The 6,590-nt window shown below is 69.8% G+C and carries 6 protein-coding genes; 1 reads left to right on the forward strand and 5 read right to left on the reverse strand.

Translation table 11 applies throughout. The features are described 5' to 3' along the window. The coding region (locus ROTAS13_RS16855; RefSeq protein ID WP_139323401.1) for a DUF2125 domain-containing protein at nt 1–381 on the forward strand (381 nt) is incomplete at its 5' end. Nucleotides 382–407: 26 nt separating this feature from the next. Here the strand turns inward: ROTAS13_RS16855 and ROTAS13_RS16860 are convergent. From ROTAS13_RS16860 to ROTAS13_RS16880, 5 genes are all read right to left on the reverse strand, one after another. Next, nucleotides 408–1,820 (reverse strand): short-chain fatty acyl-CoA regulator family protein, encoded by a 1,413-nt coding sequence (locus tag ROTAS13_RS16860; protein ID WP_019462140.1) that lies wholly within the window; start codon nt 1,818–1,820, stop codon nt 408–410. A 173-nt stretch (nt 1,821–1,993) separates the two neighbouring features. Further along, nucleotides 1,994–3,658: an alpha-amylase family protein gene (locus ROTAS13_RS16865; RefSeq protein WP_058390265.1), complete on the reverse strand. Its 1,665-nt coding sequence runs from the start codon at nt 3,656–3,658 to the stop codon at nt 1,994–1,996. A gap of 72 nt (nt 3,659–3,730) precedes the next feature. Then, nucleotides 3,731–4,771, reverse strand: coding sequence for a WD40 repeat domain-containing protein (locus ROTAS13_RS16870; protein WP_019462142.1), 1,041 nt, complete (start codon nt 4,769–4,771; stop codon nt 3,731–3,733). Further along, entirely contained in the window at nt 4,771–5,781 is a 1,011-nt protein-coding gene (locus ROTAS13_RS16875; protein ID WP_019462143.1) for a GTP-binding protein, read from the reverse strand. Before ROTAS13_RS16875 ends, ROTAS13_RS16870 begins: the two co-directional genes overlap by 1 nt. Before the next feature lie 155 nt (nt 5,782–5,936). Beyond that, nucleotides 5,937–6,191, reverse strand: a complete 255-nt coding sequence (locus ROTAS13_RS16880) for a KTSC domain-containing protein (RefSeq protein ID WP_019462144.1) — start codon at nt 6,189–6,191, stop codon at nt 5,937–5,939. Nucleotides 6,192–6,590: the final 399 nt, after the last annotated feature.

The following is a 6,590-nucleotide window of genomic DNA, read 5'->3' on the forward strand; positions in this document are numbered from 1 at the left end:
GAGATCTGGCGGGATGCCGGCGGCGTGCTGGAACTGCGCGACGTGACCCTGCGCTGGGGCCCGGCGGCGGCTTCCGCCGCGGCGACGCTGGCGCTGGACGAGGCGCTGCAGCCGATGGGGGCCGGCACGGTACGCCTGGTGGGCGCGCAGGAGGCCCTGTCGATGCTGGGCGCCGGCGGCGTGATCGACGCCCGCACGGCCGAGACCGCATCCCGCATGGCGGCGCTTCTCGCCCGGCCCGGCGGCGAGGGCGAGCCGCCGCAGATCGAGCTGCCCCTCACGCTGCAGGACCGCCGGCTTTCGCTGGCGCGGCTGCCTGTCCTGCGGTTGCCGGAACTGGTCTGGCCGGTGCCGCCCGGCCGCCGCGACAGCGAGGAGTAGCGCCGCGCCGGCCGGCTGCCTCCCCCTCAGGCCGGCGCCGGAAGCTCCGCCTCCTGCCGGAAGCGGAAGGGGGTGGAGCCGGTGGTGCTGGGGTCCATGGCGAGGCGGTGCGCCAAGGGTGGAAAGGCGCGAGAGCGGCAGTCCGGCCGGTCGCAGAGGCGGCAGGACAGGCCGATGCCGACGCGGGCGCGGTCGAGGTCCAGCCCGTCGGCGTAGAGCACCTCCCCGGCGCGGGAGATCTCGCAGCCCAGCGCCACCACATGCACGGGCACCGGCTCGCCCCAACGGGCGGTCCGGCCCTCCACGGTACGGGCGAGGCAGAGAAAGGCGGCGCCGTCGGGCAGTTCCACCGCCTGCACCCGCAGCCGCCCCGGCGTGGCGAAGGCGTTGTGGACGATCCAGCGCGGGCAGGAGCCGCCGAAGCGGGCGAAGGGGAAGCCGGCGGCGGAGAAGCGCTTGCCGACATTCCCCGCCGGATCGACGCGCAGAAAGAAGAAGGGCAGGCCGCGTGCCTCCTCCCTTTGCAGCGTCGTCAGGCGCTGGGCGGCCTGCTCGAAGCTGACGCCGAAGCGCGTGGCGAGGCGGTCGAGGTCGTGGCGCAGCTCGGCGGCGGCGGCGCGATAGGGCTCGTAGGGCATCAGCAGCGCCGCGGCGGCATAGTTCAGCAGGCCGATGCGGATCAGGTTCGCGGCCTCCGGCGTCGAGGGCGGCTGCGGCAGGAGGCAGGCCTCCACCGCCTCCCGCGCCTCCAGCAGCATGAGCTGGAAGGCAAGGTGGAAGGCCCGGCTCTCGCGCGTCAGGTCCTCCGACAGGTCGAGCCTGCGGGTGGCGGGGTCGTAGTGGCGCAGGTTGCCCTCGGTGGGGCCGACGAAGATCGAGACGCCGTGGCGCGTCCGGAGCCGCTCGCCGATCGCATGGCCCGATTCGGCGCCGCCCTCGGCCAGATCCCGGCCGATCGCCTCGGCGGCTTCCTCCAGCAGGGGGAAGTGGTTGGCACGGTCCTGGAAGAAGTCCCGCGCCTCCTCGGTCGGCAGGATCAGCCGCCGGCCCGAAGGCAGGGCGATGCCGCCGGCATCCTCCCGCGCCACGCGCAGGGCGCGGTAGAGGGCGAGCATGGCGCGGGCCGCCGTGGGCGAGCCCTGGACCAGCGTGGCGAACTCGGCCTCCGGCACGGCCTCCAGCCCCAGCAACGGATCGCGCAGGACCTCCCGCAGTCCCGTTTCCACCTGCTTCTCGCGCTGGCCGGACAGGGCGGCGAGGTCGACGCCGAAGGCATCGGCCAGCTTGAGCAGGAGCGAGGCGGTAACGGCACGCTGGTCGTGCTCGATGAGGTTCAGGTAGCTGGCGGAAATGCCCAGCCTCGCGGAGAGCGCCTGCTGGGTGACGCCGCGCTCCTGGCGCAGGCGGCGGATCGTGGGACCGATCAGGGTCCGGGACATCTCTTTACAGACCTTACATATTTACAGGCTTCACAGTGAAGTTCTTCACAGTGCGCCTTTGCAAAACAAAGAAAGCGTGGCTGGCCCGGGACAGCAATGTCAATCCTTCACGAAACCGCTCACATGCCGGAGACGGCCGTTCCCGCATTCCGCCGTGGCCCCATCGGACGCCGTCAGACTTCGCTGCGGCGGAGCAGGTAGTCGAGGCCGCCGACGCGATACCAGTGGTAGCCATAAGCCTCCATCAGGATGCGATGGCGGCCGCGCTTGTCGGGGCGGCTGTGGTCGCCGGACAGGAGGTTCACCAGCAGGCTGTCGTGGGAGCCTTCGGCGCCCGGGTCGATCGTGATCTCCCTCGCCTCGGCGCCGAGGTTATGGATCACCAGCACGGAGTTGCGGCGCCAGTCGTAGCGGACCGCCAGCACCTCCGGCGTGCCGGTGGGCACGATCCTGAAATCACCCCAGCCGATCTCCGGCACCTCCTTGCGCATGCGGATGATGCGTTCGGTCCAGTTCAGCAGGGAATCCGGATCGCGCCGCTGATCGGCCACGTTGACATGCTCGAAGCCGTAGGCGCCGCCGGAGATGACGGGTTTCGCCGGATGGTCGCTTCTGGTGAAGCCGGCCTGCGGCTCGCTCGACCACTGCATCGGCGTGCGGGCGCATTCGCGCTCCGGAAGGCTCAGGTCGTCTCCCATGCCGATCTCGTCGCCATAGCGCAGGACGGGCGTGCCCGGCAGGGTCATCATCAGGCTGTAGGCGAGCTCGATCCGGCGCCGGTCGCCCTGGAGCATGGGGGCGAGGCGCCGGCGGATGCCGCGCCCGTAGAGCTGCATCGAGGGATCGGGGCCGAAGGCGTCGAAGACGGTCTGGCGCTGCTTCGCCGTCAGGCGGCCGAGGTCGAGCTCGTCGTGGTTGCGCAGGAACAGGCCCCATTGCCCCGTGGCGGGGCGGGGCTTCGTCTTCTCCATGGCCTTTGCCAGCGGCCCGCTGTCGCCACTGGCCAGGGCGTAGAAGAGCGCCTGGTTGACCTGGAAGTTGAAGATCATGTGCATGCGGTCGCCGTCGTCGCCGAAATACTGAAGGTCGGCCTTCGGCAGCACATTGGCCTCGGCGAGGATGATGGCGTCGCCGCGCCGCCATTGCAGGAACTCGCGGAAGCTCCGCAGCATGTCGTACTGCTCGACGGGCTTGGTGACGCCGGGGCCCTTCTTCGCGATGACGAAGGGCACGGCATCCATGCGGAAGCCGGATACGCCGAGTTGCAGCCAGAAGCCCATGATCTTGAGGATCTCCGCCTGGACATGCGGGTTGGCGGTGTTGAGATCGGGCTGGAATTCGTAGAAGCGGTGGAAGTACCATGATTTCGCGACGGGATCGCGGCTCCAGGTGCTGTCCTGCACGCCGGGGAAGACGACGCCCTGGTCCGCATGGGCGGGCTTCCGGTCGGCCCAGACATACCAGTCGCGATAAGGCGAATCCGGGTCCTGGCGGGCGGACTGGAACCAGGGATGCTGGTCCGAGGTGTGGTTGACCACGAGGTCGATGATCACCCGCATCCCGCGCTGGCGGCAGGCATGGGTGAACTCCACGAAGTCGCCCAGCGTGCCGTAGCGGGGATCGACGCCGTAATAGTCCTGGATGTCGTAGCCGTTGTCGCGGCCCGGCGAGGGCTGGAAGGGCATCAGCCAGACGGTCGTGATGCCCAGGCCCTGGAGGTAGTCGAGGCGCCGGGTCAGCCCCTCGAAATCCCCGACGCCGTCGCCATTGGCATCCATGTAGGTGCCGACCGACAGGCAGTAGATGACGGCGTTCTTGTACCAGAGGTCGTCGATCAAGCGGGGCTCCCCGGGGCTGCTTCGCGGCGCTGGCGGCAGAGGCGCCGCCCGCCGGCGAGGCCCCGGCGCCCGTTACCGGCGCGCCAGGTCGATCAACGCCGCGAAGCCCGTTTCGCTGCCGAAGGCGAGATGCGTTCCGGTGCTGTTCCAGCTCAGCGCCGAGACCGGGCCGCGGCCGGGTGCCGCCAGCGGCACGATCTTGCCCGAGGCGATCTCCGCCATCAGCACCAGCCCGTCGGAGAAGCCGGCGGCGAAGACCTCTTGGCTCGGATGGCAGGCGACCGCGGTGCAGAGCACGCCGTCGCCGCCCGCGATCTCCTCCGGCGCCTTGCCCATCGGGCCGCCGCCGAAGAAGGGCCAGCAGATCACCGCCTCGGAGCCCGAGGTGCAGAGCCAGCGGCCCTTGGGCGTGAAGGACAGGAAGCGGGTCTTGGACGGGTAGCCGGACATGCGCATGTGCTGCCCGTCCGTCAGGCGCCAGCCGTGCAGCGCGTTCTCCTGCATCGCCGTGACGACATGCGTGCCGTCGGGCGAGAAGGCGATGGCGTGGTGGCTGCCCTTCCAGTCCAGCTTGCGCGGATTGTCCTCCTTCGCCGCGACGAACCAGATCGAGGCGCCGTTGTAGTGGCTGGCCGCGATCCGCTTGCCCTTGGCATCGAGGGCGACGCCGCCGGCGGTGGAGGGGGTGGCGAGGGTCTTGAGGGTCTTTCCCTTGCCGTCCAGGACATGCACCGCCTTGCCCACCGCCGCGACGCGCACGCCGGAGGGATGGGTGGCGAGGTGTTCCACCCATTTCATCATGCCGAAGCTGGCGAGTTCCATGACCTCGCCCGCCGGGCTGGTGCGCAGCAGGCGGCCGTCGTCGCCGCCGGAGAGGTAGCCGTCGGCACAGTCCGGCACCAGGGACTGGGCGGCGCCGTCATGCGCCCCGACCCGGCGCCACTCGCCGGACAGGTCACGCAGGTCGGCCAGATGCAGCGTGCCGTCGCCCAGGGCGAAGGCGGCGGAGCCTCCGTCATGGCCGAAGGCGGCGCCCACCACCCAGGCGCCGAGGTCGCGCGAGGTGCCCCGGCTTTCCAGCACGAAATCGACGTTGCCGAGCGTTTCCGACATCAGGCGGCGACCGTGGATTCGAAGCCGCGGCGCAGGCGGGGGCGGTTGATGTTGCGGCCGATGAAGACGATGCGCGACTTGCGCGGCCCCTCGGCATCGGCGGCGGCGAGCGGGATGTAGTCGCCGTCGGCGATCATGTGCACGGCCTGGAAGGCGAAGCGGCGGCCCTCCTGGCCCTTGTAGTAGAGGATGCCCTTGGTGCGGAGCAGGTCCTGCCCCTGGGTGGCAAGGACCTCGCTGATCCAGGCGTTGAACTTCGCCTCGTCGACCGGCTTGTCCACCTCGAAGGAGACGCTCAGCACCTCGCTGTCATGGCTGTGCTCGTCCTCGCCGGAAAGGAATTCCGGCTCGCGCTGCAGGATGCGCTCCAGGTTGAAGGCGTCGCGGCCGATCACGCTTTCCACCGGGATGTCGGACTTGGTGGCGCGGCGGATCTCGACGGTGGGGTTGATGGCGCGGATGCGGCGCTCGACCTCGTCGGCCTGTTCCGGTGTCACCAGGTCCATCTTGTTCAGCACGATCAGGTCGGCGAAGGCCACCTGCTCCTCGGCCTCCGGGCTGTCGCCCAGGCGTTCCAGCAGGTGCCTGGCGTCCACCACCGTCACGATGGCATCCAGCCGGGTGGCCTTCTTCACGTCCTCGTCGACGAAGAAGGTCTGGGCCACCGGCGCCGGGTTGGCGAGGCCGGTGGTTTCCACGATGATGCCGTCGAAGCGGTCGCGGCGCTTCATCAGGCCGCCCAGGATGCGGATCAGGTCGCCGCGCACGGTGCAGCAGATGCAGCCGTTGTTCATCTCGAAGACCTCCTCGTCGGCATCGACGACGAGGTCGTTGTCCACCCCGAGCTCCCCGAACTCGTTGATCACGACCGCGAATTTCTGGCCGTGATTCTCGGTGAGGATGCGGTTCAGCAGGGTGGTCTTGCCGGCGCCGAGATAGCCGGTGAGCACGGTCACGGGGACGGGCTCGCGCTCCTGCGGCTTGGCGTCCTGGGTGGTCGTGGCGGACATGCGGAGGCCCTCCGGAGATCGGGGAAAACGGGGTTCGGAGTGTTATATGGTACGGTTTGCGCTCCGGGTCACGGGGCGGGAGGCGGATCTGCGCCCCGTTCGGGGCGGAACCGCCCGCCCCTGCCCGGCATAGGGGCGCCTTCCGGGGCGTTTCCCTAGGGCCCCGGGAGGGATGCCCCGGCGGGATCGTCCGTCCAGGCGGCGATCCTGAAGCGGTCCTTGATCCGCCGGTTGTAGAAGCTGCCGGGCGACGGGGAGCGGGCGAATTCCTCGTAGAGCATCCGCGGCACGCCCTGGAACAGGTAGGGGCCGCGTTGCCGGCCGCTTTCCTGCCGGAACCAGACCGCGAGCAGGGAGGAGCCGGGATCGTGCTCGATGCGCTCGATCGCGCTGGAGTTCAGTTGGGGCATGGTGGGAGCGATGTTTCCACCCTGCGGATATGGGGCCGGTCATCTGCCGGAACCAGATCGTGCGGGCAGCGAAGCCGGGCCGGAGCCTTCCGCTCTCCGTATCGTTTTCGGGCTTTGGCACTTTAGGATTTTAGGCCTTTATCCGGCCGGACGGGTGCGGCTCGAACTCCACCTCGGGGGCAGGCGACGCTGCGCCGGGAGGGGCGCGCGCGATGGGGTATCGCGTTGACTTTATTCCTATATCGCGGGGTGGCCAGGGAAGCAAGGGGCATTTGCGGTGGCGGGGCCCGACCCATGCGGCTGTGGGGCGCGTGGCCCGGGGGAAAGGCCCTGCCTTCCCCCCGATACCCCCCATCCGCCAGGAGCCAGTGGCTCCGGGCGGATGGGGGGTATCGGGGG

The sequence above is a fragment of the Roseomonas sp. TAS13 genome (genome assembly GCF_001950415.1).
GTDB lineage: Bacteria > Pseudomonadota > Alphaproteobacteria > Acetobacterales > Acetobacteraceae > Roseomonas > Roseomonas mucosa.

Excerpts from the sequence above, each read along its gene's own strand:
- ROTAS13_RS16870 (WP_019462142.1), bottom strand. The coding sequence starts at position 4,771 with ATGTCGGAAACGCTCGGCAACGTCGATTTCGTGCTGGAAAGCCGGGGC.
- ROTAS13_RS16860 (WP_019462140.1), bottom strand. The coding sequence starts at position 1,820 with ATGTCCCGGACCCTGATCGGTCCCACGATCCGCCGCCTGCGCCAGGAG.
- ROTAS13_RS16880 (WP_019462144.1), bottom strand. The coding sequence starts at position 6,191 with ATGCCCCAACTGAACTCCAGCGCGATCGAGCGCATCGAGCACGATCCC.
- ROTAS13_RS16875 (WP_019462143.1), bottom strand. The coding sequence starts at position 5,781 with ATGTCCGCCACGACCACCCAGGACGCCAAGCCGCAGGAGCGCGAGCCC.